Source organism: Glutamicibacter sp. FBE19 (assembly GCF_015524875.1).
Lineage (GTDB): Bacteria > Actinomycetota > Actinomycetes > Actinomycetales > Micrococcaceae > Glutamicibacter > Glutamicibacter halophytocola.
In genome coordinates this window covers 298,132-319,745 of sequence record NZ_JACKQN010000002.1, presented here as the reverse complement: position 1 = coordinate 319,745, position 21,614 = coordinate 298,132, and the positions used below count along the sequence as shown (strand labels likewise).

Genomic DNA, 21,614 nt, shown 5'->3' with positions numbered 1-21,614 from the left:
ATACACTGCAAGAATGCAGATTTCCAAGCTGGCTGAAGAACAGATTCCCCAAGCTGTCGCATTGTGGGAGGCCACCGGGCTGACCCGGCCGTGGAATGACCCCTGCGCCGATGCCCTTCGAGCCTTGGAAACCTCTACCTCGACGGTGCTGGCGGCGAGCGAGGGTTCAAAGGTGATCGCCACCGCGATGGTCGGACATGATGGGCACCGCGGCTGGCTCTATTATGTGGCGGTGGACCCGCGGCGGCAGGGCAGCGGGCTGGGCGCACAAGTAGTTCAGGCCGCGAGCGAGTGGCTGGCCCAGCGCGGCGTGCCCAAGGTGCAGCTGATGGTGCGCGAGGAAAATGCCGCGGTGCGCGGCTTTTACGAGCGGCTGGGATTTGAAGACCAGCACGTCGTGGTCCTGGGTAAGCGCCTTGATGCCAGCGCATAAAAAATGGCAGGCGGGGACGCCATTGTCCCCGCCTACCGACGTACTACAACACCACAGGACCGTTCTGCGTTTCAAAGGTCACCGACAAGATGCCCGGGGTGCCATTGGGCGCCTGGTAGTCCATGGTCACCGCGCCGAGGTGCACGTTCTGGGGCTGGCCCAGCCATTCCAGGACCCGATCGCGCGACCCGGCGATCGAGATCCCGCTGATCTCCCCGGTGGGCTCCAGGGCCTTGGAAGGATGCAGGTCCTTGGCTTCCTCGTCCCACGAGATCAGGTAGGGGCACTGCGGGTCGGCGATCAGGCCCTTGATGCCGATCTGCTGCCAGGTCAGCTCGCGGCCGTCGGGGAATTTGCGGTTGCCCGGAACCGACTTGCGGCCCAGGCGGTCTTCGGCGCTGGATAGATCGTCCACCGAAACGCACCAGCCCATCCAGCCGCCGCCGAGCTCCGAACGGGCCCGCACCGCCTGGCCGAAGGGGGCCTTGTCGCTGGCCGGGTGGTTGAGCACCTCGACCACTTCGAGGTACTGGCCATGCTTGAGCGGGAAGATGACATTGCGTGTCCCGAACCTGGGATGCACGCCTCCCTTGACGAATTCCAGGCCGAGCGACTCGGAGATTCTTTGCGCGGTTGGCAGCAGCCCATCCGGGCCACAGGCATAACTAACGTGATCTAGCCTCATCATGTGCCCATCATGACAACATGTGACCGCAGTCTCTACTTAGGCCACCCTAAGGTTTTTGGCTGAATCGAATTCCCTGCGGCAAAAGCGCCATGGATGTGAAATATGACCGATTGAGACCATTTTGCGGTGCCCGCATTGCAAAAATCTTCGGTTTTCGGGCACACTGGAAACAGGTCATGAGTCCCAGTAACAAGCCCCGGCTTACTGGGCGGCAACCCTCCAACCGCGGTGGGGTGCCCCGGGTGAAGACCTGGCCCCCAGGTGCACAAGGCAGCTGGGGACAAGCGCGGGTAACCCTGGAAGGCTTCGTGGCGAGGTCTTTCCTCTCGGTGTCTTCTCAGTGGTCTACCCCCAAAGTCGCATGAACTATTTTGGAGGAAACCATGAGCAGCAACTGGTCATTTGAAACCCGTCAGATCCACTCCGGGCAGACCCCGGATCCCGCCACCGGCGCACGGGCCTTGCCGATCTTCCAGACCACTTCCTTTGTCTTCCCGACCGCGCAGAGCGCTGCCGCGCGCTTCGCGCTGCAGGAGCTGGAACCGATCTACACCCGCATCGGCAACCCGACCACCGACGCGGTGGAAACCCGGATCGCCGATCTGGAAGGCGGCGTGGGTGCCCTGCTGCTCTCCTCGGGCCAGGCAGCCACCACTTTCGCGATCCTGAACCTGGCCGAAGCCGGCGACCACCTGGTGGCCAGCCCCAGCCTCTATGGCGGAACCCAGAACCTGCTCAAGCACACGCTCAAGCGCCTGGGCATCGAGGTCACCTTCGTGGCCGACCCGGATAACCTGCAGGACTGGCGCGACGCGGTCCGCCCGAACACCAAGGCCTTCTTCGGCGAAACCATTTCCAACCCGCGCCAGGACGTGCTGGACATCGAGGAAGTCGCCAAGATCGCCCACGAAAATGGCGTGCCGCTGCTGGTGGACAACACCCTGGCCACCCCTTACCTGATTCGCCCGATCGAATTCGGCGCCGACATCGTCATCCACTCGGCCACCAAGTTCCTGGGCGGGCACGGCAATGCGATCGCCGGGGTGATCGTGGACTCGGGCAACTTCGACTTCGCCCAGGACCCGGAGCGCTTCCCGGGCTTCAACACCCCGGACGAGTCCTACAATTCCCTGGTGTTCGCCCGCGATCTGGGCGTGAACGGCATTCTCGGTGCCAACCTGGCCTACATCCTCAAGGCGCGCGTGCAGCTGCTGCGCGACCTGGGCGCCTCGGTCTCCCCATTCAACGCCTTCCTGATCGCCCAGGGGCTGGAAACCCTGTCCCTGCGCATCGAGCGCCATGGCGAAAATGCGCGCGAGGCCGCCAGCTGGCTCGAGGCCCGCGCCGAGGTGCAGAAGGTCGCCTATGCCGGCCTGGCCTCCTCGCCATGGTTCGAGCGCGCCAAGAAGTACAGCGATCACGGTGCCGGCTCGATCATCGCCTTCGAACTGGCTGGCGGCGCGGCTGCCGGCCAGGCGTTTGTGGACGCGCTTGAGCTGCACTCCCACGTGGCCAACATCGGCGATGTCCGCTCGCTGGCCATCCACCCGGCCTCCACCACCCATGCGCAGCTCTCCGAGGCCGACCAGATCGCCGCCGGGGTGAGCCCGGGACTGGTCCGGATCAGCGTGGGCCTGGAAAATATCAAGGACATCCTGGCCGACCTGGAACTGGGCTTCAACGCCGTTGCCGCCCTGGGCGACTCGGCCGGGGCGAACAAGGAATTGCAGGAAACCCTCTAGGCATGGCATCCATTGCAACCACCGAAGAACCACAGCTCGCCGAGGGCCGGGACGGCATGATGCGCCGCAGGGCCGTCGGCGGGCACCACTTCGAATTCGGCGGCTACCTGCCACAGGTAGAGCTGGCCTACGAAAGCTGGGGCACCCTCGATGCCGACGGCTCCAACGCCGTGCTGGTGATGCATGCGCTGACCGGCGACGCCCACGTCGCCCAGGGCGATTCGCGCAGCGCCGGCTGGTGGGACGGGTTTGTCGGCCCCGGGGCCACCATCGATACCAGCAAGTACTTCGTTCTCGCCGTGAACATGATCGGCGGCTGCAATGGTTCCACCGGCCCGTCGTCGCCCGACGAGCATGGCGTGCCCTATGGATCGCGCTTCCCCTTTGTCACCATCAAGGACGCGGTGCGCCTCGAAGCGCGCCTCGCACAATTGCTGGGCATCACCTCCTGGCATGCGGTGATTGGCGGGTCGATGGGCGGGGCGCGCGCCTTGGAATACGCCGTCGAGTTCCCCGAACAGGTCAAGAACCTGGTGGTGATGGCCTCGTGCGCCCAGGCCACCGCGGAACAGATCGCCTTCGCCCAGGTGCAGACCCAGTCCATCCGGCTGGATCCGAACTTCAATGGCGGCGATTACTACTCCAGCGGTGCGCGGCCGGATGAAGGCCTGGGCCTGGCCCGGCGCCTGGCGCACATCACCTATCGTTCCGAGGCCGAGCTCCAGGCCCGCTTTGGCCGGGCCGCGCAGCCCGGCGAGCAGCCTGCCGGCCAGTTCGACGGCTCGCGCGGGCGCTACCAGGTGGAAAGCTACCTGGATCACCAGGCGGCCAAGCTGGTGAATCGTTTTGATGCCAACAGCTACCTGCTGCTCACCGAGGCGCTGATGAGCCATGACGTGGCTCGTGGCTACGAATCGCTGGGCGTCGCACTGGCTCGGCTTGAAAAGGTCAATGTGGTGGTGGCCGCGGTGAGCTCGGACCGGTTGTACTTCCCGGAGCAATCCGAACAGCTGGCCGCTTCCCTGGCCACCCCCACGCCGGTGCACTACATCGATTCGCCGATCGGCCACGATGGCTTCCTCACCGATGCAAGCCAGCTCGAAGGCGTTTTGCGCGGCCTGGTTTTCAGCCGCTAGATCAGCACCGCGAAGGGACAGCCCCACCAGTTTTCGGTGGACGCTGTCCCTTCATGCTGTACTGCCACAGTGCTGCTGCAGTGCTACTACTGCGCGCTGTCGCCGGCGCCCAGGGAATCGTTGGGTTTTGGCGCGGTGAACGGCACCGCAGAAGGGCGCTTCGGGGTGATTCCGTCGCCCGAGGACTGATGGCGCAACCGGCGCAAGACCCACGGAGCCAGGTGCTCGCGTGCCCACTGCAGGTCTTCGATCCGCGCCTCCCGCCAGCTTCGAACATCCGCCACGGGTGCCACCTCGGTGTCGATCGAGTGGGGCACGTTCAGGGAATCCAGGGCCATGGCCGCAATCCGCTGATGGCCCAAGGGGGAGAAGTGCAGGCGATCCGGTGCCCACATCTGCGACTGGTGCAGTTCGCGCAAAGCCCACATGTCGGCCACGATCGCGTCATAGCGCGCTGCCACGGTGCGGATATTCTCGTTGTAGATCGCCACCTTGCCGCGGATGCTGCCCAGCACCGGTGTATCGCGAATATCCGGACCGGTGACGATCAGCAGCGTCGCACCCGTCGCGCTCAGCTCGGCCACCGCTCCGTCGAGAATATCGGCAATCTTGTCCGGATCCCCGCCCGGGCGCAGCACGTCATTGCCGCCTGCACACAGTGAAATCAGATCCGGCTTCAAATCAATGGCCGGAGCAACCTGCTCCGAGACGATCTGCCCGATCAACCGGCCGCGGATCGCCAGATTTGCATAGGAAAAGTCCGGAACCGTGCTGCTCAGCTCCTGGGCCAGACGGTCGGCCCAGCCCAAATGCCGGCCGGGATTTGATGGATCGGGGTCACCGATTCCTTCGGTGAAAGAGTCGCCCAAAGCGACGAAGCGACGCCATGGATGAAGTGTCTCTGTTGTGGAATCGGGAGTTTCAAGGTCTAGATCTTTAGGCACAATCTACATTGTTACCCTATGGTAACTGTCCGTCAATCAGCCTCCGGGATGATCTACTTCACCCGTCGCGCCAGTCCCTGAGTAGATCCTGGCGAGCCTGCGCGTATTCTTCGGCTGTAATCACTCCACGGGACCGGAGGCCGGAGAGCTCCTCCAATTTAGCTTCCAGGGACTGCTTGGGTGCCAACAGGCTGGATTGAGCCAATTTAGTCTTCAGGTCGGATTCGAAAGTAATAGGATCCATTCCAGCGCTTTTGATCTTGCGGTAATTTCGCGTCTGAACGTAGACGGTGAATATCACCGCGGCGACGAAGACCACCACAAACAAACCCAGGAGTATCGGCATCACTGAGAAGGACGTATCAATAAAATTGGATCCTGTGGAAAACTCGTCCTCGATATATCCAAAATTGATCCCATCATCAGGAATCGACTCATCGAAATCGTTGAGGATCTCACTATTTTTCATTGCACCTTCATTCGTAGATACCCAGCACTTTGCTGAGGAAAATTCATTGGCGTGATTAATTGCATCTTATTACTAGCCAAACATGAAAAGTAGCTTCGAACACTCGATGGGTGAAAGATTTACCATTTCGCAATCACACATGACTGGGCACTGGAGACCTGCCGACTGGCTAGCCGTGGCAACGCCCGAATTCATGACGAGAAATTCAAGAAAAAAATTTCTGATCTCTGTCCACATTCCGTGATAATCCGGGCCAAACTGTCGGTGCCTGGCGGGAAAATTGAATATGGGAAATCCAGAATTTACAGAAGAATATGACGATGAACATCGTCTGCCGTTGCTGCCTCCGGGCGCACGCAAGGAATCGCACGCGGATTCATTCTTTGCGAGCCATATTGAGCATCAACTGTTTAATGGACCGATGATGAATACAGCGGCCGAGCTTTTTGATGCCGGCCCGGTTTCCGGGGCTGCCGATGCCCTGGGTCGGTTGAAGAAGATTCAGCGGATGCACAGCCATCTTGAAGGGCTTACTGCCACTTTGCTGGCTGACACAGTTGAACAGATTGGTGAAGGATTCTCCGACACCCTTGCTGAATTGCGATCCGACTCGCCTGAGGAGGCTCGCGAAGCTGAGCGCAGCGCCGGATACTATCGTGTCGACCCCGGCGATGAGCAGATGATCAACTCCAACTTCATTGCTGAAGCAGCCATCGCCTTGAGGGAAACTCCGCAGATGGTTAGCAAGCGAATGTTCTATGCAAAGGGATTGCGCTACGTCTGCAAAGACACCCTGATGGCGTTAGCTGCTGGGGAGATTACCTTGAAAGCCGCTCGCTTCTTGGTAAAAAGCGCCCAGGATCTCACTCCAGAACAAATCGAGATCATGGAGCACATCCTGCTGCCCGCCGCTAAAACGGCTAGTGATGATTCCATTTATCAAAGGGCCCGGCGGTTTCACGATCGGATGAACCCGGAGTCAGCTGAAGAACGCCACAGGAAATCAGAAGCTTCGCGCAAAGTCTCCTACTGGATAGATGATGACAGCGGAATGGGCACCATCAAGCTCAATCACCGTGCAGACGTAATCAAGTCAATAGCCAGTACGCTTCGCTGGGCGGCGGACCAGGTTAATGACCCCGATGACGAGCGCACCAGCGATCAGCTGATGGCGGATTTGTACGCTGACGCATTGATCAACGGTTGGCCAGGCAGCGAAGGAACTCCACTGAAGCCGCGTTTGTCGATTACTATTCCGGCGCTGGACATGTTGGTAGATCCCACCAGAGCCCTTGCTGATTTGGAAGGCGTAGGACCTATCCCTGCAGGCCTGGCGCTGCAATTGGCTCAGGATGCGCCGTCTTTCCAACGCGTGCTGACTGACCCGTGGACAGGCGCAGTTATTGATGTTGAACGCAAAAAGTACAAACCCACTCAGGGAATGAAGGATTTGCTTCGGCACAGGGATGTTCACTGTTGTTTCCCCGGCTGCCGTCGCAGTGCTGACCGTTCAGAAATGGATCATATTGACGATTGGGCCCATGGTGGCAAAACCGATCGAGACAATATGCACCTGTTGTGCAAGCAGCATCAAATGTTCAAGCATGCATTAGGTTGGAAAATTCAGGCTCGGCCCGATGGAACTAGATCTTGGCTAACGCCACATGGGCTGCATGTAATTGTTACTCCAGAGAGCGTTGATGTTGTGGAGAGCTTGGATCACGTGAACGATCATTGCCCGCAGAGACCTGATCCGCGCTCTATCCCACAGGTTCAATTGAACTCAGACATCAGGAGAGTTCTCGGCTATCCGGTAGAACCGGACCCACTAGCTGACTCTGCCTGACCGGCACGGATCATCTGTGAATCGTTGAGTGACAAAAATTTTCTGTCACTACGGAATTTCAAACCACCCATAAGCACGGAACGGTGACAGCATCGATGCTGATTGCCTAAGCCCAACGCGACTTCTGGCCGTCTTCTTCGGCATAGAGGACACCTGCTGCGTCCGGGAATGAAAATTTTTTTCAGTCAGTTCCTACTGAATTGACCAGACGCCGGCTTAGAAACCATCAACATATCCAGAGTGACAAGATTTTTCAGTCGCCGCGAATCTCGCGCGCTCTTTGTGCGCGCAATTCAGCCAACAAGTTCAATGCTGCCCGAATGAAAAACGTCGTTCACAATGTTCGTTGAAAGGAAAATTCTTTCATCTGCCGGTGATTACTGGGCAATGCGGCCGACCGCCGACTGCGGTATTCGCTAATCTTGAGCACATGACTTCATCCGAGACCGCGCCGGTCGCCATCATTTCCCGCAACGACGATTCTCGATTGGGCACGCCACTTCTGGTGTTCCTGCACGGGTACGGATCAAATGAACAAGATCTGATGGGGCTCTCGCAATACCTTCCGGAAGAGTTCACTTATCTATCGGTGCGCGCACCCTTGCAAACCGGTCCGGGATACTGCTGGTTCCCGCTGACCCAAGAAATTGATTACTCGGCCGAGGCAGTCTCACAAAGCGTGGTGGCGCTATGGGCGCTGCTGGAACCTCTGAGCAAGCAACATTCGTCGGTGACGCTGCTGGGGTTCTCGCAAGGCATGGCGATGGCAACTTCGTTGGCCCGATTCCAGCGCGACGCTATCACCGCGGTGGTGGGACTTTCCGGTTTTGCCGTTGAACCGCGCGATCTAGAGATTTTCGACGACGCAGTAGTGCAACGCAATCCCATTCCACTGTTCTGGGGCAGGGATCTGGCAGATCCGGTGATCACCCGGGACAAGATTGAATACACCCTTGGATGGGTGTCCAAGCACGCCGAGCTGACCAGCGAAACCTATCCGCAGATCGGGCACTCGGTCAGCATGGAAGAACTTGAAGACGTTAACGCGTTTCTCAAGAAGGTCGTTCTCGGGCAGAAGTGACTACTGCTGCGACGCGACCTTCACGCACTCGCCATTGACACAGACGACGTCGCCCGGGCGAATCTGAGCTCCGCGGCGGGTGTCGACCTTGCCATTAACGGTGACGATGCCCTCGGAAATGAGCTCCTTGGCATGGATTCCGTCCTCGGCGAGGGATGCCAGTTTAAGCAGCTGGCCCAAGCGGATGGATTCGTCGCGGATTTCTAGGTCAAAAGCTTCATTGGCACTCATGGCTTCCATTCTTCCCTATCTGGGAGAGGAAGGTGCCATGATGCAGCGAAGAGCGGGGAAGTTCACTTTCGCGTTACCCGCATCCGCTTAGTCTCAGAGCCGTGGAAACGATACCCTTGAACGGTATGTATTTTTCTACGGACCGCAACCAGCGGCCTCGTAATTTCCATTGGAGTTGATATGGCGCCACAGTCCAAGCTAGATCAGGTAATTTCCCTCGCAAAGCGTCGAGGCTTCGTTTTCCAGGCTGGTGAGATTTACGGTGGTTCCCGTTCCGCATGGGATTACGGACCCCTGGGCACCGAGCTGAAGGAAAACATCAAGCGCGAGTGGTGGCAGAACTTCGTTCGCGGCCGCGAAGACATGGTTGGCCTGGACTCGTCGATCATCCTGCCAAAGGCTGTCTGGGAAGCATCCGGACACGTTGCGACCTTCACCGACCCGCTGGTCGAGTGCATCCAGTGCCACAAGCGCCACCGCCAGGATCACCTGATCGAGGCCTTCGAAGCAAAGAAGGGCCGTCCGGCCAAGGACGGCATGAGCGAGATCGCTTGCCCGGATTGCGGAACCAAGGGCCAGTTCACCGAACCCCAGATGTTCTCCGGTCTGATGAAGACCTTCCTGGGTCCAGTGGATTCTGAAGCGGGACTGGCCTTCATGCGCCCAGAAACCGCGCAGGGCATCTTCGTGAACTTCGCCAACGTGCTCACCGCGAGCCGCAAGAAGCCGCCATTCGGCATCGGCCAGGTCGGCAAGGCCTTCCGCAACGAGATCACCCCGGGCAACTTCATCTTCCGCACCCGCGAGTTCGAGCAGATGGAAATCGAGTTCTTCACCGCGCCGGAAGATGCGCCGAAGTTCTTCGACCAGTGGGTCAAGGACTGCTGGGCATGGTTCCTGGATCTGGGCATCAAGGAAGAAAACCTGCGCCAGTTCGACGTGCCAGAAGACGAGCGCGCGCACTACTCGGCCGGCACCATCGACTTCGAGTATCGCTTCGGCTTCCAGGGTTCGGAGTGGGGCGAGCTCATGGGCGTTGCCAACCGCACCGACTACGACCTGTCCAGCCATGCCAAGGCTTCGGGCGCCGAGCTGTCCTACTTCAACCAGGCCACCGGCGAGCGCTACACCCCATACGTGATCGAGCCTTCCTTCGGCCTGACCCGTTCCATGATGGCCTTCCTGGTCGATGCCTACACCGAGGACGAGGCACCGAACACCAAGGGCGGCGTGGACAAGCGCACCGTGCTCAAGCTCGATCCGCGCCTGGCTCCGGTCAAGGCCGCCGTGCTGCCGCTCTCGCGCAACGAGAACCTCTCGCCGAAGGCCAAGGACCTGGCCAACGAGCTGCGCAAGCGCTGGAACATCGACTTCGATGATGCCGGCGCCATCGGCCGCCGCTACCGCCGCCAGGATGAGATCGGCACCCCGTTCTGCATCACCGTGGACTTCGACACCCTCGAAGACCAGGCAGTGACCATCCGCGAGCGCGACACGATGGCCCAGGAACGCGTGTCCCTGGACCAGGTCACCACCTACCTTTCCGAGCGCCTGAACGGAGCCTAGAGCCCGATGAACGAACTGGAATTCCGCGATTGGCGCTCCGGGGACGACCTGGAGCTGCTGCAGGTTTTTGGCGATCCGCGCTCGCCGCAGGCCCACCAGGATCGCACCATGCTGCGGGAGAATAGCGATGCGCCGTTCTCCCGCACGCTGGTGGCCAGCGTTGATGGCGTGGCCATCGGCGCCGGCGTGGTCTTCGCTTCTTCGCTGCACCCGCAGCGCCTGTGGCTATATGTCGAGGTAGCAGCCGAGCAGCGCCGCAGTGGCGTTGGCACCGCGCTGGTCGCCAAGCTGCGCCAGCAGATTCCGGCTGATCAGGCACAGCAGCTCAAGGCCCGCTACACGGTGACCCCGGGCGATCCGGCCACCGCGGCAGCCGGCTTCTGCAAGGCACTGGGCCTGGACGAAATCCAGGTCTCGCGCGATGTCATCCTGGAGCCCGGCGCCTTGGCCGAGCCGGTGTTCGACACCAACGACCGGGTGATCGAGGAGCTGTCCACGGGCAGCGTCGAGCTGACCAAGCTGGTCATGGACTTCTACAACAAGGTCCATGAGCAGTGGGATCCGGCCAAGATGACGGTGGGCTCGGCCCAGCGCATGCTGCTCGACGAGCACACCGGCGCCCAGGCGGCGCTGGTGCTGCGCGATAAGCCCAAGAGCCAGGGCGGGGTTCCGCTGGCCTTTGCGGTCAGCTATGTCCCGGCCCGCGAAGACGCCCCCTCGGATGTGCTGGTGGGCCACAACCCGGCCTTCAGCGATGACGAGGTGGCCGAGGCGGTGCGCGATATGGTCGCGATGCTGATCCACCAGTACCCGGTGAAGCTGGAAGTGGATTCGTCCATGTTCATCCTGGCGTCGCTGATTGATGCCTTGGCCGGCGTCGAGCAGGCCACGGTCATTTCGACCACGCACATCCTGGCCAGCGACGCAGCCAAGTAGTGCCAGCCCAAGCGGGACCCGGTTCGCCGGGTCCCGCTTTTGCCTCCTCCCGGCCCCTTCCGCCCTCCGGCACGAAAGCAGCTTGCGTGAAACCCAGCACCCTTCCGAAACCCGGCACCGCACCGCAGCGGCGCACCGGCGGCACGTTCTTCTTCGTGCTGCTCTCCATCGCCGCCGGCCTGCTGCTGTCGACCCAATCGCGCATCAACGGGGCGCTGGGAGCGGCGCTCGGGGATGCGATCACCGCATCCACCATCAGCTTCGGGGTGGGCTTGGCGGCCCTGGTCCTGCTGGCGCTGCTGATCCCGCCAGTGCGCGCTTCGGTGGCACAGGTGCCCGGCGCGCTGGCCCGGGGTGATTTCCCGCGCTGGTACCTGGCGGCGGGAGTCGTGGGCGCGCTGGTCGTGTTCAGCCAGGCCACCGCGATCGCGCTGGTTGGCGTGGCGCTGTTCACCGTCTGCCTGGTCACCGGGCAGTGCATCGGATCCATGGCCATGGACCGGATCGGCTTTGGCGGGGCGCCGCCGCGCAAGATCAGCGCACTGCGCCTGCTGGGCGCCGTGCTGACCATCGCCGGGGTGATCTGGGCGGCCAGTCCGCGCGGTGCCGGCGCCGACATCTTGGCCCTGCTGCTGCCGATGATCCTTTCGGCGGTGGTGGGCGTGCTCATGGGCTTCCAGTCAGCCTCCAATGGGGTGCAGGCAGCGGCCTACGGCACGGCCGTCGCGGCGGCGCTGGTGAACTTCGCCACCGGTTTTGCCGTGCTGGTGGCGCTGATGCTGCTGCGCCTGCCGGCAGGGATCGGGCTGAACCCCTTCCCGGCGCACTGGTGGTACTACAGCGGCGGGCTGCTGGGCTGCCTGTTTGTGGGCATCACCGTCATGGCGATCAAGCGCCTGGGCGTGCTGGTCACCAGCCTGGCGGCCGTGGGCGGGCAGCTGATCGGATCGCTGCTGCTCGATGTCCTCGCCCCGGCCGCAGGTTCCTCGGTTTCCCCGGCGACCGTCATGGGCACGATCCTGACGCTGCTGGCCGTGGCCCTGGCTTCGCTGGCAGGCCACCGAAAGCCGACGGCAGGGACCAGGGAAAAAACCCCGGCCCTGAACTGAGAGTTCGCGGCAGGTCACGCGTTTACCTGCCGTTTTCCTGCTGCCCCTATGCTGGAATCCATGGAACCACAGCACCACACCCAGGGATCGGCGAGCGAAGTCTTCCGGGTCTTCCTCAAGCTCGGGGTGACTTCCTTCGGCGGGCCGATCGCCCATCTGGGGTACTTCCGCGCAGAACTTGTCGACCGCCGCCGCTGGCTCGATGACCAGCAGTATGCGCAATTGGTGGCGCTGAGCCAGTTCCTTCCCGGACCCGCCTCCAGCCAGGTCGGCTTCGGTCTGGGCTTGCATCGTGCCGGGCTGCGCGGGGCGCTGGCCGCATTCCTGGCCTTCACCCTTCCCTCCGCGGTGCTGCTGGCGGTCTTCGCCTACGGGGCGTCGCTGTTCACCGGGCAGCTGGGCACCGGAGTGCTCACCGGGCTGAAGATCGTGGCGGTGGCCATTATCGCACAGGCGGTGATGGGCATGGCCAAGTCCCTGGCACCGGATCGGAGCAGGGCCTCGATCGCGGTGGTCGCGGCTGGTTCGGCGTTGCTGCTGGCCGGATCCCTCGGGCAGATCGCGGCGATTGCCTTCGGTGCGGTGGCGGGGTACTGCTTCTGCCGCGAGAAGGACGGGGCCACCGGGGCAGGGCTCAGCCTGCCGGTCAGCCGGGCGCTGGGCATTTCGTGCCTGTGCGCCTTTGCCCTGCTGCTGGTTGGCCTGCCGATGCTGGCCCTGGCTACCGGCTCCGATCTGCTCTCCTTCCTCGACGCCTTCTACCGCTCCGGCGCGCTGGTCTTCGGCGGCGGGCATGTGGTGCTGCCGCTGCTGCAAAGCGCGCTGGTAGAACCCGGATGGGTCAGCGAACAGCAGTTCCTCACCGGCTACGGGGCGGCCCAGGCGGTGCCCGGACCGCTGTTCACCTTCGCCGCCTTCCTGGGGGTGCTTGCCGAGTCCGGCCCGGGCGGGCTGCTGGGATCGGCCCTGGCGCTGCTGGCGGTCTTCCTGCCCGGCTTCCTGCTGCTGCTGGGGGTGCTGCCCTTCTGGAACCGGATCAGCAGCTGGCCCGGGGCCCGCGCGGCGATGCGCGGGGCGAATGCCGCGGTGGTGGGCGTGCTCGCCGCGGCCCTCTATGATCCGGTCTTCACCTCGGCCATCACCTCGGCGGCTTCCTTCACGCTGGCGCTGCTGTGCCTGGTGCTGCTGACGGCCTGGAAAACGGCCCCTTGGATAGTAGTCGTGATGGCCGCGGCCGGCGGGGTGCTGCTGGGCCTGCTGCCCTGAGGCCATGGCAGCAGGCCTAGGCCAGCTCGGTGAATTGGACGGCTCCGTCCGGGCCGGCGATGGCCAAGAATGAGCTCGGCTCGGTGGCCAGGCGTTCATTGATCCGTGCGAACACGGCCGCGTCGGCCTCGTCATCCAGAGCCGGGCCGGCGGTGCGGATCCATTGCACCTTCAGGTCCCCGAGGGCCCTGAGCTGCGCGAAGAGGCGTTCAGATCCGGCCGGGGCGAGCAGCACCAGTGTCCGCAGCTGTGGCGTCGCGTGCGATCGGGCCGGATCCTGCGCGGCGGACTCGGCCCGTTGCGACCTGCCCGAACGCCACAGCGCATAGTGGTAGGCGGCGACCGCGGCGGTGGCTACCAGCCAGCCCAGCGGTCCGCGCACGGCATCGAGCAATGTCCCGTAGCCGGTGCCAGGTTCCAGGAAGTAGGCGAAGATCCGGTAACCCAGCACCAGCAGTGCAATCAGCGCCACCACCGAGCTGGCCCCGAAGAACAGCACCAGGTAGGCGCCGCGCGAGGCAGGCCAGGCCGGTTGCAGCGGCCGGAAGAAAGCGAACCAGCTAATGGCGCCGACCAGCAGCAGGCCCAAGCCCTCGCCGAGCACCTCGGCCGACGCATTACTGCCCGGAAGGGCGGAGATGGATGCCAGCAACGCGTTGACCACCATGCCCAGTCCGGTGGCCAGCAGCGCCAGGCTGATGCCGCTGACCGCCAACCGGGCCGCGCTGACCGTGGCGGCCACATGCATGCCGGAGCGCAGCTGAAGCTGGTGGTAGAGCCAGATGAGCCCGGCCGCCAGCATGATCGCGCCCTGCATCGGGACCTCGGCCCGGAATTCTTCGGCTTGGGCCGCCGGATCCCAGGGCAGCGGCAGGGCCCAGGACACCAGCGCCGCGGTGGCCAGCAAGCAGGCGGCCGCGGGGGCCGCGATGGCCAGCACCACAAAGGCCAGGGAACTGAAGCCATCGGCCTGCTCCTGCACGCGGCGCAACTTCCAGTGCCAGAACCACAGGGCCCCGGAACCGGCCAGCCAGATCACCGCGGCAAGCAGCCGATCCAGATCGGAAGGGCCGGCCAGCGTGGTGTCCGGGCGGATCATGATCAGCAGCGCGACGCGCAGCGCCCAGACCAGCGACAGGGCGAACAGCAGCATGCTGAAGGCATTGCCCAGCGTGCCGGCCAGCTGCCCCAGCTGCTGCGGCGCGGTTTTCGGGGAGGCCAGCTGCTGGTGCTGCCAGGCGCAGAGGGCACCCCAGCTCAGCGCGGTGCCCAGCGAGGATTGCCAGGCGCCCTCCGGCGCCCGGTTGACCAGCCCGGCCAGCAGGCCCAGGACCGAGCAGCTGGCAGCAATCAGCGAAACCAGGTAGACCCCGGAGGCCTGCAGGGACCAGATCGCGGAGTCCGCAGCGCAGGGCCGGGCCAATTTCCTGCGGATCGCCCGCCACAGCAGCCAAGCCAGCGGCCCGGCGACCAGGGTGTAGGAGTAGGCCACCGCCAGCTGCTGGGCGGAAACCCGTTCGCCGTCAAACCCATTAAACATCGCCTCCAGCAGCGTGGACAGGCCCGCCGGGAAAAGCATCAGCAGGACAAACAGCAGGCCGTGCATGATCAGCGGGCGCAGCACGCTGGTGGCCGGTGCCTTGCTGGCCGAAGTCGCGGAGCCCATCAGTATCCCAGCTCCTTTTCGGTGCACAGCCCGACCTGCCAGGGCATGCGCTCGATCAGCCAGCGGTCCTGGGCCATGCGCAGCTCGAACACATCCTCGTAGCTGGAGCCATCGAGCAGCGGAAGAATCGTGGAATCGCCGCCTTCGATCCTGGCATGGACGCTGGCCCGGGAGCCGCTGGCCGTGGAGCGGATCAGCTGGATGTCCAGCTGCCCGCTGCCCAGGGACTCGGGATTGCACAGCTGGCGGGATTCGCCGTCCACGGTGTAATCCCGCACGGCGTCCAGGTCCCCGGCCTCATAGGCCAGCAGGTAGCGCTGCACCACGCCTTCGGGGGTTGATTCTTCGTGCAAGGGTGCCGAAGGCCGCAGGGCAACCACCAGCAACGCGGCTATAACCAAGGCCACACAGGCGGCGGCCACCGCGACAAGCACCACCCTGGCGGCCGAAAAATTACTTGTCATTGCCCTATTTTCCGCCCGCAGCAGGGCAGAAGCCAGATGCTGCAGGGCACGATTTGATCAAGATCTCAGTTACCGATTTGCCTGCATGCGCGATAATGGACAGGTGACGACCCTGACTGATGCGCCGAATAACACCCCCACCTTGAAGCTGCCGCCCTTGCAGCTGGGCAAGCTCACCATCGATACCCCGGTGGTTCTTGCGCCCATGGCCGGGGTGACCAACCGCGCCTTCCGCCGGCTGTGCCGCGAATACGGCGGCGGGCTGTTCGTCACCGAAATGGTCACCGCCCGCGCCCTGGTGGAACGCAACCCGGAATCCCTGCGCATCATCTCGCACGATCCCGACGAAGAGATCCGTTCGATCCAGATCTACGGCGTGGACCCGGGCACCGTGCGCGCCGCGGTGCGCATGGTGGTTGACGAGAACCTGGCCGACCACGTGGACTTGAACTTCGGCTGCCCGGTCCCCAAGGTGACCCGCAAGGGCGGCGGCTCGGCCCTGCCCTGGAAGACCGACCTGTTCACCTCGATCATCGAGGCAGCGACCTCCGAGGCGGCCAAGGGCGATATCCCGCTGACCGTGAAGGTCCGCACCGGCATCGACAAGGACCACCTGACCTACCTGGAGTCCGCCAAGATCGCCCGCGATCACGGGGCCGCGGCAGTGACCCTGCACGCCCGCACCGCGGGCCAGTACTACGCCGGCCACTCGGATTGGGAGGCCATCACCACCCTGCGCGAGGCCATGGACGACCTGCCGGTGCTGGGCAACGGCGATATTTTCAGCGCCGAAGATGCGATCAGCATGGTCGAGCAGACCGGAGCCGCCGGGGTCATGGTCGGCCGCGGCTGCCAGGGCCGCCCGTGGATTTTCGGCGACCTGCAGGCGGCCTTCGAAGGCCGCGCGGACCGCTTCCGCCCCGGCGTGCGCAAGGTGGCCGACACCGTGTACCGCCACGGCGAGCTGCTCACCGAGTTCTTCGAGGACGAGGGCAAGGGGATGCGCGATATCCGCAAGCACATCGCCTGGTACTTCAAGGGCTACCCGGTCGGCGGGGAAATCCGCTCGCAGCTGGCCCAGGTGCCATCCTTGGCGGTGCTGCGCGAACTGCTTGACCAGCTGGACCTGGATTTGCCGTACCCCGGCGAGGCCGCCGAAGGCACCCGCGGGCGAGCCGGCCACCCGAAGAAAACCCATGTGCCCGACGGATGGCTGGACAACCGCGAAATGAGCGATGCCCACCGCGAAATGATCAAGGCCGCTGAGCTGGATATTTCCGGAGGCTAAGCGCTCGAAGTGGATAACCGCCGAGCACCCCGAAATGTCACTAGACTAGGTATCATGACTCAGATCCCCGGATATGCCGAAGCCGATACGCAACGGTGGGTGCCCGAGCCAGCCAAGAAGTCCTACCGCACCGCCTTTGAGCGCGACCGCGCCCGGGTGCTGCACTCCTCGGCGCTGCGCCGGCTGAGCGCCAAAACCCAGGTGGTGGCGCCCAACCAGAACGACTTTGTGCGCAACCGGCTCACCCACTCGCTGGAAGTGGCCCAGGTGGGCCGCGAGCTCGGGGCGGCCTTGGGCTGCGATCCGGATGTCGTGGATACCGCCTGCCTGGCCCACGACCTGGGCCACCCGCCCTTTGGCCACAACGGGGAAAAGGCGCTGGACAAGATCGCTGCGGATATCGGCGGATTCGAGGGCAACGCCCAGACCCTGCGCCTGCTCACCCGGCTGGAAACCAAGACCTTCAGGCACAATGGGCACTCGGCCGGGCTGAATCTCTCGCGCGCCTCGCTGGATGCAGCCTGCAAATACCCGTGGCTCAAGGCCGATGCGCCCGAGGTCAACGGCAAGAAGACCAAGAAGTTCGGCGTGTACCAGGACGATGCCCCGATCTTCAACTGGCTGCGCAATGTCCCGGAGGCGAAAGCCGGAGTGGTCTGCATGGAAGGCCAGGTCATGGACCTGGCCGATGACATCTCCTACTCCGTGCACGACGTGGAAGACGCAATTGTCGGCGGCCAGCTGCAGCTGCGCTGGCTGAAGCAGGATCTGCAGCGCGAAAGGGCCCTGCAGGTCACGAAGGACTGGTACCTGCCGGCCACCGCCGAGGATGATATCGAGGCGGCGCTGCGCCGGCTGGAAGCCAGCGACGAATGGGTGTCGCACTTTGACGGGTCGCGCCGTTCGATGGCCGGGCTGAAGGACATGACCAGCCAGTTCATCGGCCGCTTTGCGGCTGCGGCCATGGATGCCACCCGCGCCCGCTATGGCACCGGCAAGCTGACCCGCTACAACGCGAGCCTGATCGTGCCCGAGCAGACCGAGCATGAAATCGCGGTGATGAAGGGCATTGCCGCCAGCTATGTGATGACCTCCGAGGTGCGCCAGCCGCTGTATCTGGACCAGCGCACGCTGCTGGCCGAGCTGGTTGCGCTGCTGGTGGAGACCGGCCGGGACAACCTGGAGCCGATCTTCGCCGCGGACTGGGAAGACGCCGCCGATGAGGCAGCCCAGCTGCGCGTGGTGATCGACCAGGTCGCCTCGCTCACCGACGTCTCGGCGACCGAGTGGCATTCATATCTCGTCAAGGGCGAAGCCCCTGAAGCACAACTGTTCTAGAAGGGAATCATGGCAGGGCTGATCAAGCGCGAAGATATCGACGAGGTGCGCAACCGCACCGACCTGCGCGAGGTCGTCGAATCCTATGTCACGCTCAAATCCGCGGGCATCGGCTCGTACAAGGGCCTGTGCCCTTTCCATGACGAGCGCAGCCCTTCCTTCCACATCCGCCCGCAGCTGGGCACCTTCCACTGCTTCGGCTGCGGCGAATCCGGCGACGTGATCGCCTTCATCCAGAAGATGGACCACTCCTCGTTCACCGAGACCGTGGAACTGCTCGCGGCCCGGATCAACTACGAGTTGCACTATGAGGACGGGGGACCGGGCCCGCGCCGCGAAGACTATGGCAAGCGCCAGCGCCTGGTCGATGCCCACAAGGTGGCCGAGGAGTTCTTCCGCGCCCAGCTGGCCACCGACGAAGGGGCCGCCGGACGCGAGTTCCTGGCCGGCCGCGGCTTCGACCCGGAAGTGACCGCCCAGTTCTCCGTCGGCTACGCGCCCAAGGGATGGGACGCACTGCTCAAGCACCTGCGCTCCAAGGGCTTCGCCGATGACGAGCTGAAGCTGACCGGCATGTTTTCCGAGGGCAATCGCGGGATCTACGACCGCTTCCGCGGCCGTGTCATGTGGCCGATCCGCGATCTGTCCGGGGCGACCATCGGTTTCGGCGCCCGCAAGCTCTACGACGACGACCAGGGCCCGAAGTACCTGAACACCCCGGAAACCGGGCTCTACAAGAAGTCGCAGGTGCTCTACGGTCTGGATCTGGCCAAGAAGCATATTTCCAAGAGCCGGCAGATCGTGGTGGTGGAAGGATACACTGACGTGATGGCCTGCCACCTGGCAGGGATCACCACCGCGGTGGCCACCTGCGGCACCGCCTTTGGCACCGACCACATCAAGATCGCCCGCCGGCTGCTGCAGGATGACGGCACCGGGGGAGAAGTGATTTTCACCTTCGACGGCGATGCCGCCGGACAGAAGGCGGCCCTGCGCGCCTTCGAGGAAGACCAGCGCTTTATCGCCCAGACCTATGTCTGCGTGGAGCCCAGCGGGGCTGATCCCTGCGACCTGCGCCTGCATCGCGGGGACGAGGCGGTGCGCGAGCTGATCGAGCTCAAGCGCCCGCTGTTCGAATTCGCGATCCGGGCCGAGCTGAAGAAGTTCAACCTCAACACGGTGGAGGGCCGCGTGCAGGCGCTGCGCCAAACCGCTCCGATCGTCGCCCAGATCAAGGACTCGGCCATCCGCCCGGCCTATGCCCGTGAATTGGCTGGCTGGCTCGGCATGAACAACGAGGACGTCAACCGGTCGGTGGGGGCCTCGATCAAGCGCGCCCGGCTGCCGAAGAATGCCGAGCAGCAGCTGCCGTCCCCGGCCCAGGGCGCTGAACAGCCTGTGGCTGCACCAGCTTTTGAGCGTCCGGATCATCGCGACCCGGTGATGCGCCTGGAACGCCAGGCACTGGAAGTGGTGATCCAGCAGCCGCAGCGCTTGCAGGATGAGCAGTGGCAGGCATTTTATGAGGCCCGTTTCATGGCCCCGGCGCACGCCGCGGTGCATGACGGAATTGTTGCCGCTTCGAGCGCTGGCGCTTCTGCCACTTCGTGGGTCGAGGTGATCCGCGATGAGGTGCCAGAGCAGTTGCGCAGCTTCGTTTCGGAGCTGGCGGTGACCAGCATTCCGGCCTCGGATGAGCACAGCCTGAACCGCTATTGCGCCGACATCATCAACGGCTTGATTGAGCTTCAAATCACACACCGGAAAGCAGAGCTGATCGGGCGCTTGCAGCGCGCTGAGATGGAGCCTGAAGGCGAAGAATATGCCCAGATCAATAGGGAATTGATGGAGCTGGAGATGCGCCGGAGAATCCTGCGGGGCACCTAGGGGATCGATTTTGCATTAGCGGAAATCTTCGGTAAAGTTATATCTCGTTGCAATCCTCCATAGCTCAATTGGCAGAGCATTCGACTGTTAATCGAAGGGTTACTGGTTCAAGTCCAGTTGGAGGAGCTCATAATCGCCCTGATTCGCATTACGCGGATCAGGGCGTTTTCATTTAAAACATCTTTTAAAAAGTCGTTCTCCCGTTTCACCTCCAGCAGTTCCTTGCGCAGCTTTTCGTATTGAGCCCATTGCACTGGTCCGCGTTCCTCGGTTTCTGCTTCCGGGTGCTCGGCGCGGAAAGCGCGAACCCAGTTGCCAAGGGTTCCTTCGTTGATACCCAAGGATGCTGCGACCTCGATCAGGCTCTTCTGGGATGAGATCACCAGTTCGACTGCTTCGGCACGGAATTCCGGGGCGAACTTCTGACGTTTGGACATGCACTCATTCTCCTACGAACGCGTGTCTCACAACATCATGACAGCTCAAGGGAAACCGAGGTTCAGGACGGTCTTCGTGATGGACTTAGTCCGCCGGAACTCGGCAACAACTGCTTTGCGTTCTTCGAGGGTGTATCGACGATTCATGGGATCAAACCTTCCAAGTTTCGGTCCGCACCCCTCATGACCTATAGGCCCACCATTGGAGTTCAAGCCGCCTTTTGGGGACGCGAACTGGGCAATTTCTATTCCGAGGGTCTCTGGCGCTCATCTCATTCAGCAGGGAGCATGCTTGATTCATACCTGATGGTGTCAAATACTTGACATGCAAATATTTCTGAGCAGGATGTTAAGTAGTCCAGTAGGTAAATCCATGAGATTAAGTGCTATTCAGCTTTCACCTGCAGGGCTGACCCGCAGTGCTCTTGCGCAAAATTTACGGCAAGTCAAGCTTCTGCGACTTCTGCCGTATTAAGGGGAGCGATGAGAAATATTCCGGTCAGAATCAGTCGTTCAGTGCTATCGGCTTGCGCCGTGCTGAGCCTGTTGCTATTTGGTGCCATGCCCTCCAATGCATTGGAAGCACCCAGCAAATCGGCCACACTTTCGGATCAAGGGATTGCTCAGGAGTTTCCTTTTGGACTTTCCGAAGGCACGGAAGCTTATGAAGAATTCGTGAACTCCCCGGGCTTCCATTTTGCACCTGCGCCTAGAGACGCAGACTCTCCGAAAGAAGCCCTATTCAAGTCCACGATGCCGGGGATTTCTCCCATGTGGACATCGGGAAGCTGCCATTATGGTGGCCGTGCCGATTACCCGCATGTGACTAATGGGGAGGCGTCTGTTCATGGTTATTGGGTTGTTGACTCCGGGTCTTGCCCATCGACTGCCAAAGTTACTGCGACGCTTCAGGCTTGGGCTTGTTCTAGTGTTTATGGGTGTGGGTGGCTCAATCAGAAATCCGCATCCGGCACTTATGAACCTGGCAGCGGAACTGGTCGATGGGCAACACCTCATGAACCTTGCGTGACCACTGGCAAAATTGGTTGGAGGGGCCGAGTCGATGTGGACCTGAGTGGTCAAGTTG

The 21,614-nt window shown here is 62.6% G+C and carries 18 protein-coding genes, 1 tRNA gene, 1 pseudogene and 1 riboswitch; of the genes and pseudogenes, 13 read left to right on the top strand and 7 right to left on the bottom strand.

The genetic code is table 11. The annotated features are described in order from the left end of the window. The first annotated feature begins 13 nt into the window (after positions 1 to 13). A complete protein-coding gene (locus H6F58_RS05140) occupies positions 14 to 433 on the top strand; it encodes a GNAT family acetyltransferase (RefSeq protein ID WP_146277936.1) in 420 nt (139 codons plus the stop codon). 43 nt (positions 434 to 476) lie between these two features. On the opposite strand, the gene H6F58_RS05135 is transcribed toward H6F58_RS05140, so the two are convergent. Further along, positions 477 to 1,121, bottom strand: a complete 645-nt coding sequence (locus H6F58_RS05135) for a VOC family protein (protein ID WP_146277937.1) — start codon at positions 1,119 to 1,121, stop codon at positions 477 to 479. Positions 1,122 to 1,293: 172 nt separating this feature from the next. Then, positions 1,294 to 1,414, top strand: a riboswitch (SAM riboswitch). Positions 1,415 to 1,504: 90 nt separating this feature from the next. Between H6F58_RS05135 and H6F58_RS05130 the strand changes: the two genes are divergently transcribed. Next, positions 1,505 to 2,863 carry a bifunctional o-acetylhomoserine/o-acetylserine sulfhydrylase gene (locus tag H6F58_RS05130; RefSeq protein ID WP_060703303.1) on the top strand — a complete coding sequence of 453 codons (1,359 nt, stop codon included), beginning with the start codon at positions 1,505 to 1,507 and terminating at the stop codon, positions 2,861 to 2,863. Positions 2,864 to 2,865: 2 nt separating this feature from the next. After that, positions 2,866 to 3,999 carry a homoserine O-acetyltransferase gene (locus tag H6F58_RS05125; RefSeq protein ID WP_060700978.1) on the top strand — a complete coding sequence of 378 codons (1,134 nt, stop codon included), beginning with the start codon at positions 2,866 to 2,868 and terminating at the stop codon, positions 3,997 to 3,999. A gap of 86 nt (positions 4,000 to 4,085) precedes the next feature. On the opposite strand, the gene H6F58_RS05120 is transcribed toward H6F58_RS05125, so the two are convergent. Continuing rightward, the gene (locus H6F58_RS05120; RefSeq protein WP_060700979.1) at positions 4,086 to 4,943 is read right to left on the bottom strand and encodes an SGNH/GDSL hydrolase family protein; all 858 of its coding nucleotides are present in this window, start codon (positions 4,941 to 4,943) and stop codon (positions 4,086 to 4,088) included. Between the two features lie 58 nt (positions 4,944 to 5,001). Continuing rightward, positions 5,002 to 5,412: an SHOCT domain-containing protein gene (locus H6F58_RS05115; protein WP_171919459.1), complete on the bottom strand. Its 411-nt coding sequence runs from the start codon at positions 5,410 to 5,412 to the stop codon at positions 5,002 to 5,004. 286 nt (positions 5,413 to 5,698) lie between these two features. On the opposite strand from H6F58_RS05115, the gene H6F58_RS05110 reads away from it, so the two are divergent. Beyond that, entirely contained in the window at positions 5,699 to 7,258 is a 1,560-nt protein-coding gene (locus H6F58_RS05110) for an HNH endonuclease signature motif containing protein (protein WP_084793136.1), read from the top strand. 430 nt (positions 7,259 to 7,688) lie between these two features. Then, entirely contained in the window at positions 7,689 to 8,339 is a 651-nt protein-coding gene (locus H6F58_RS05105) for a phospholipase (RefSeq protein ID WP_060700982.1), read from the top strand. Here the strand turns inward: H6F58_RS05105 and H6F58_RS05100 are convergent, their stop codons facing one another. Continuing rightward, on the bottom strand, positions 8,340 to 8,570 hold the full coding sequence (locus H6F58_RS05100; RefSeq protein ID WP_060703304.1) for an RNA-binding S4 domain-containing protein: 231 nt from the start codon (positions 8,568 to 8,570) through the stop codon (positions 8,340 to 8,342). A gap of 180 nt (positions 8,571 to 8,750) precedes the next feature. Here H6F58_RS05100 and H6F58_RS05095 point away from each other — a divergent pair, with 180 nt between their 5' ends. From H6F58_RS05095 to chrA, 4 genes are all read left to right on the top strand, one after another. Further along, complete coding sequence (locus tag H6F58_RS05095) at positions 8,751 to 10,136, top strand: glycine--tRNA ligase (protein WP_060700983.1); 1,386 nt, start codon at positions 8,751 to 8,753, stop codon at positions 10,134 to 10,136. Between the two features lie 6 nt (positions 10,137 to 10,142). Next, on the top strand, positions 10,143 to 11,072 hold the full coding sequence (locus H6F58_RS05090; protein ID WP_195181261.1) for a GNAT family N-acetyltransferase: 930 nt from the start codon (positions 10,143 to 10,145) through the stop codon (positions 11,070 to 11,072). Positions 11,073 to 11,158: 86 nt separating this feature from the next. Next, the gene (locus H6F58_RS05085) at positions 11,159 to 12,181 is read left to right on the top strand and encodes a DMT family transporter (protein WP_146277943.1); all 1,023 of its coding nucleotides are present in this window, start codon (positions 11,159 to 11,161) and stop codon (positions 12,179 to 12,181) included. A gap of 60 nt (positions 12,182 to 12,241) precedes the next feature. After that, the gene (chrA, locus tag H6F58_RS05080) at positions 12,242 to 13,447 is read left to right on the top strand and encodes a chromate efflux transporter (protein WP_206693470.1); all 1,206 of its coding nucleotides are present in this window, start codon (positions 12,242 to 12,244) and stop codon (positions 13,445 to 13,447) included. A gap of 16 nt (positions 13,448 to 13,463) precedes the next feature. Here the strand turns inward: chrA and H6F58_RS05075 are convergent, their stop codons facing one another. Both H6F58_RS05075 and H6F58_RS05070 read right to left on the bottom strand, forming a co-directional pair. After that, positions 13,464 to 15,113 carry a DUF5671 domain-containing protein gene (locus H6F58_RS05075; protein WP_146277945.1) on the bottom strand — a complete coding sequence of 550 codons (1,650 nt, stop codon included), beginning with the start codon at positions 15,111 to 15,113 and terminating at the stop codon, positions 13,464 to 13,466. Beyond that, the gene (locus tag H6F58_RS05070; RefSeq protein ID WP_146277946.1) at positions 15,113 to 15,577 is read right to left on the bottom strand and encodes a hypothetical protein; all 465 of its coding nucleotides are present in this window, start codon (positions 15,575 to 15,577) and stop codon (positions 15,113 to 15,115) included. The genes H6F58_RS05075 and H6F58_RS05070 overlap by 1 nt, the downstream gene beginning before the upstream one ends. A gap of 103 nt (positions 15,578 to 15,680) precedes the next feature. Here H6F58_RS05070 and dusB point away from each other — a divergent pair, with 103 nt between their 5' ends. The 4 genes from dusB (at position 15,681) to H6F58_RS05050 (ending at position 20,216) form a co-directional block, all read left to right on the top strand. Next, complete coding sequence (gene dusB, locus H6F58_RS05065) at positions 15,681 to 16,865, top strand: tRNA dihydrouridine synthase DusB (protein WP_195181260.1); 1,185 nt, start codon at positions 15,681 to 15,683, stop codon at positions 16,863 to 16,865. Positions 16,866 to 16,919: 54 nt separating this feature from the next. Continuing rightward, the gene (locus H6F58_RS05060; RefSeq protein ID WP_195181259.1) at positions 16,920 to 18,203 is read left to right on the top strand and encodes a deoxyguanosinetriphosphate triphosphohydrolase; all 1,284 of its coding nucleotides are present in this window, start codon (positions 16,920 to 16,922) and stop codon (positions 18,201 to 18,203) included. A 9-nt stretch (positions 18,204 to 18,212) separates the two neighbouring features. Further along, on the top strand, positions 18,213 to 20,090 hold the full coding sequence (gene dnaG, locus H6F58_RS05055) for a DNA primase (RefSeq protein ID WP_195181258.1): 1,878 nt from the start codon (positions 18,213 to 18,215) through the stop codon (positions 20,088 to 20,090). A gap of 53 nt (positions 20,091 to 20,143) precedes the next feature. Then, positions 20,144 to 20,216: transfer RNA gene (locus H6F58_RS05050), tRNA-Asn, on the top strand. Between the two features lie 62 nt (positions 20,217 to 20,278). Here the strand turns inward: H6F58_RS05050 and H6F58_RS05045 are convergent. Next, positions 20,279 to 20,527, bottom strand: a pseudogene (locus H6F58_RS05045) (transposase); the annotation flags it as partial. Between the last annotated feature and the right edge of the window lie 1,087 nt (positions 20,528 to 21,614).

Excerpts from the sequence above, each read along its gene's own strand:
- H6F58_RS05140 (WP_146277936.1), top strand. The coding sequence starts at position 14 with ATGCAGATTTCCAAGCTGGCTGAAGAACAGATTCCCCAAGCTGTCGCA.
- H6F58_RS05135 (WP_146277937.1), bottom strand. The coding sequence starts at position 1,121 with ATGATGAGGCTAGATCACGTTAGTTATGCCTGTGGCCCGGATGGGCTG.
- H6F58_RS05130 (WP_060703303.1), top strand. The coding sequence starts at position 1,505 with ATGAGCAGCAACTGGTCATTTGAAACCCGTCAGATCCACTCCGGGCAG.
- H6F58_RS05125 (WP_060700978.1), top strand. The coding sequence starts at position 2,866 with ATGGCATCCATTGCAACCACCGAAGAACCACAGCTCGCCGAGGGCCGG.
- H6F58_RS05115 (WP_171919459.1), bottom strand. The coding sequence starts at position 5,412 with ATGAAAAATAGTGAGATCCTCAACGATTTCGATGAGTCGATTCCTGAT.
- H6F58_RS05110 (WP_084793136.1), top strand. The coding sequence starts at position 5,699 with ATGGGAAATCCAGAATTTACAGAAGAATATGACGATGAACATCGTCTG.
- H6F58_RS05105 (WP_060700982.1), top strand. The coding sequence starts at position 7,689 with ATGACTTCATCCGAGACCGCGCCGGTCGCCATCATTTCCCGCAACGAC.
- H6F58_RS05100 (WP_060703304.1), bottom strand. The coding sequence starts at position 8,570 with ATGAGTGCCAATGAAGCTTTTGACCTAGAAATCCGCGACGAATCCATC.
- H6F58_RS05095 (WP_060700983.1), top strand. The coding sequence starts at position 8,751 with ATGGCGCCACAGTCCAAGCTAGATCAGGTAATTTCCCTCGCAAAGCGT.
- H6F58_RS05090 (WP_195181261.1), top strand. The coding sequence starts at position 10,143 with ATGAACGAACTGGAATTCCGCGATTGGCGCTCCGGGGACGACCTGGAG.
- chrA (WP_206693470.1), top strand. The coding sequence starts at position 12,242 with ATGGAACCACAGCACCACACCCAGGGATCGGCGAGCGAAGTCTTCCGG.
- H6F58_RS05075 (WP_146277945.1), bottom strand. The coding sequence starts at position 15,113 with ATGGGCTCCGCGACTTCGGCCAGCAAGGCACCGGCCACCAGCGTGCTG.
- H6F58_RS05070 (WP_146277946.1), bottom strand. The coding sequence starts at position 15,577 with ATGACAAGTAATTTTTCGGCCGCCAGGGTGGTGCTTGTCGCGGTGGCC.
- H6F58_RS05060 (WP_195181259.1), top strand. The coding sequence starts at position 16,920 with ATGACTCAGATCCCCGGATATGCCGAAGCCGATACGCAACGGTGGGTG.
- dnaG (WP_195181258.1), top strand. The coding sequence starts at position 18,213 with ATGGCAGGGCTGATCAAGCGCGAAGATATCGACGAGGTGCGCAACCGC.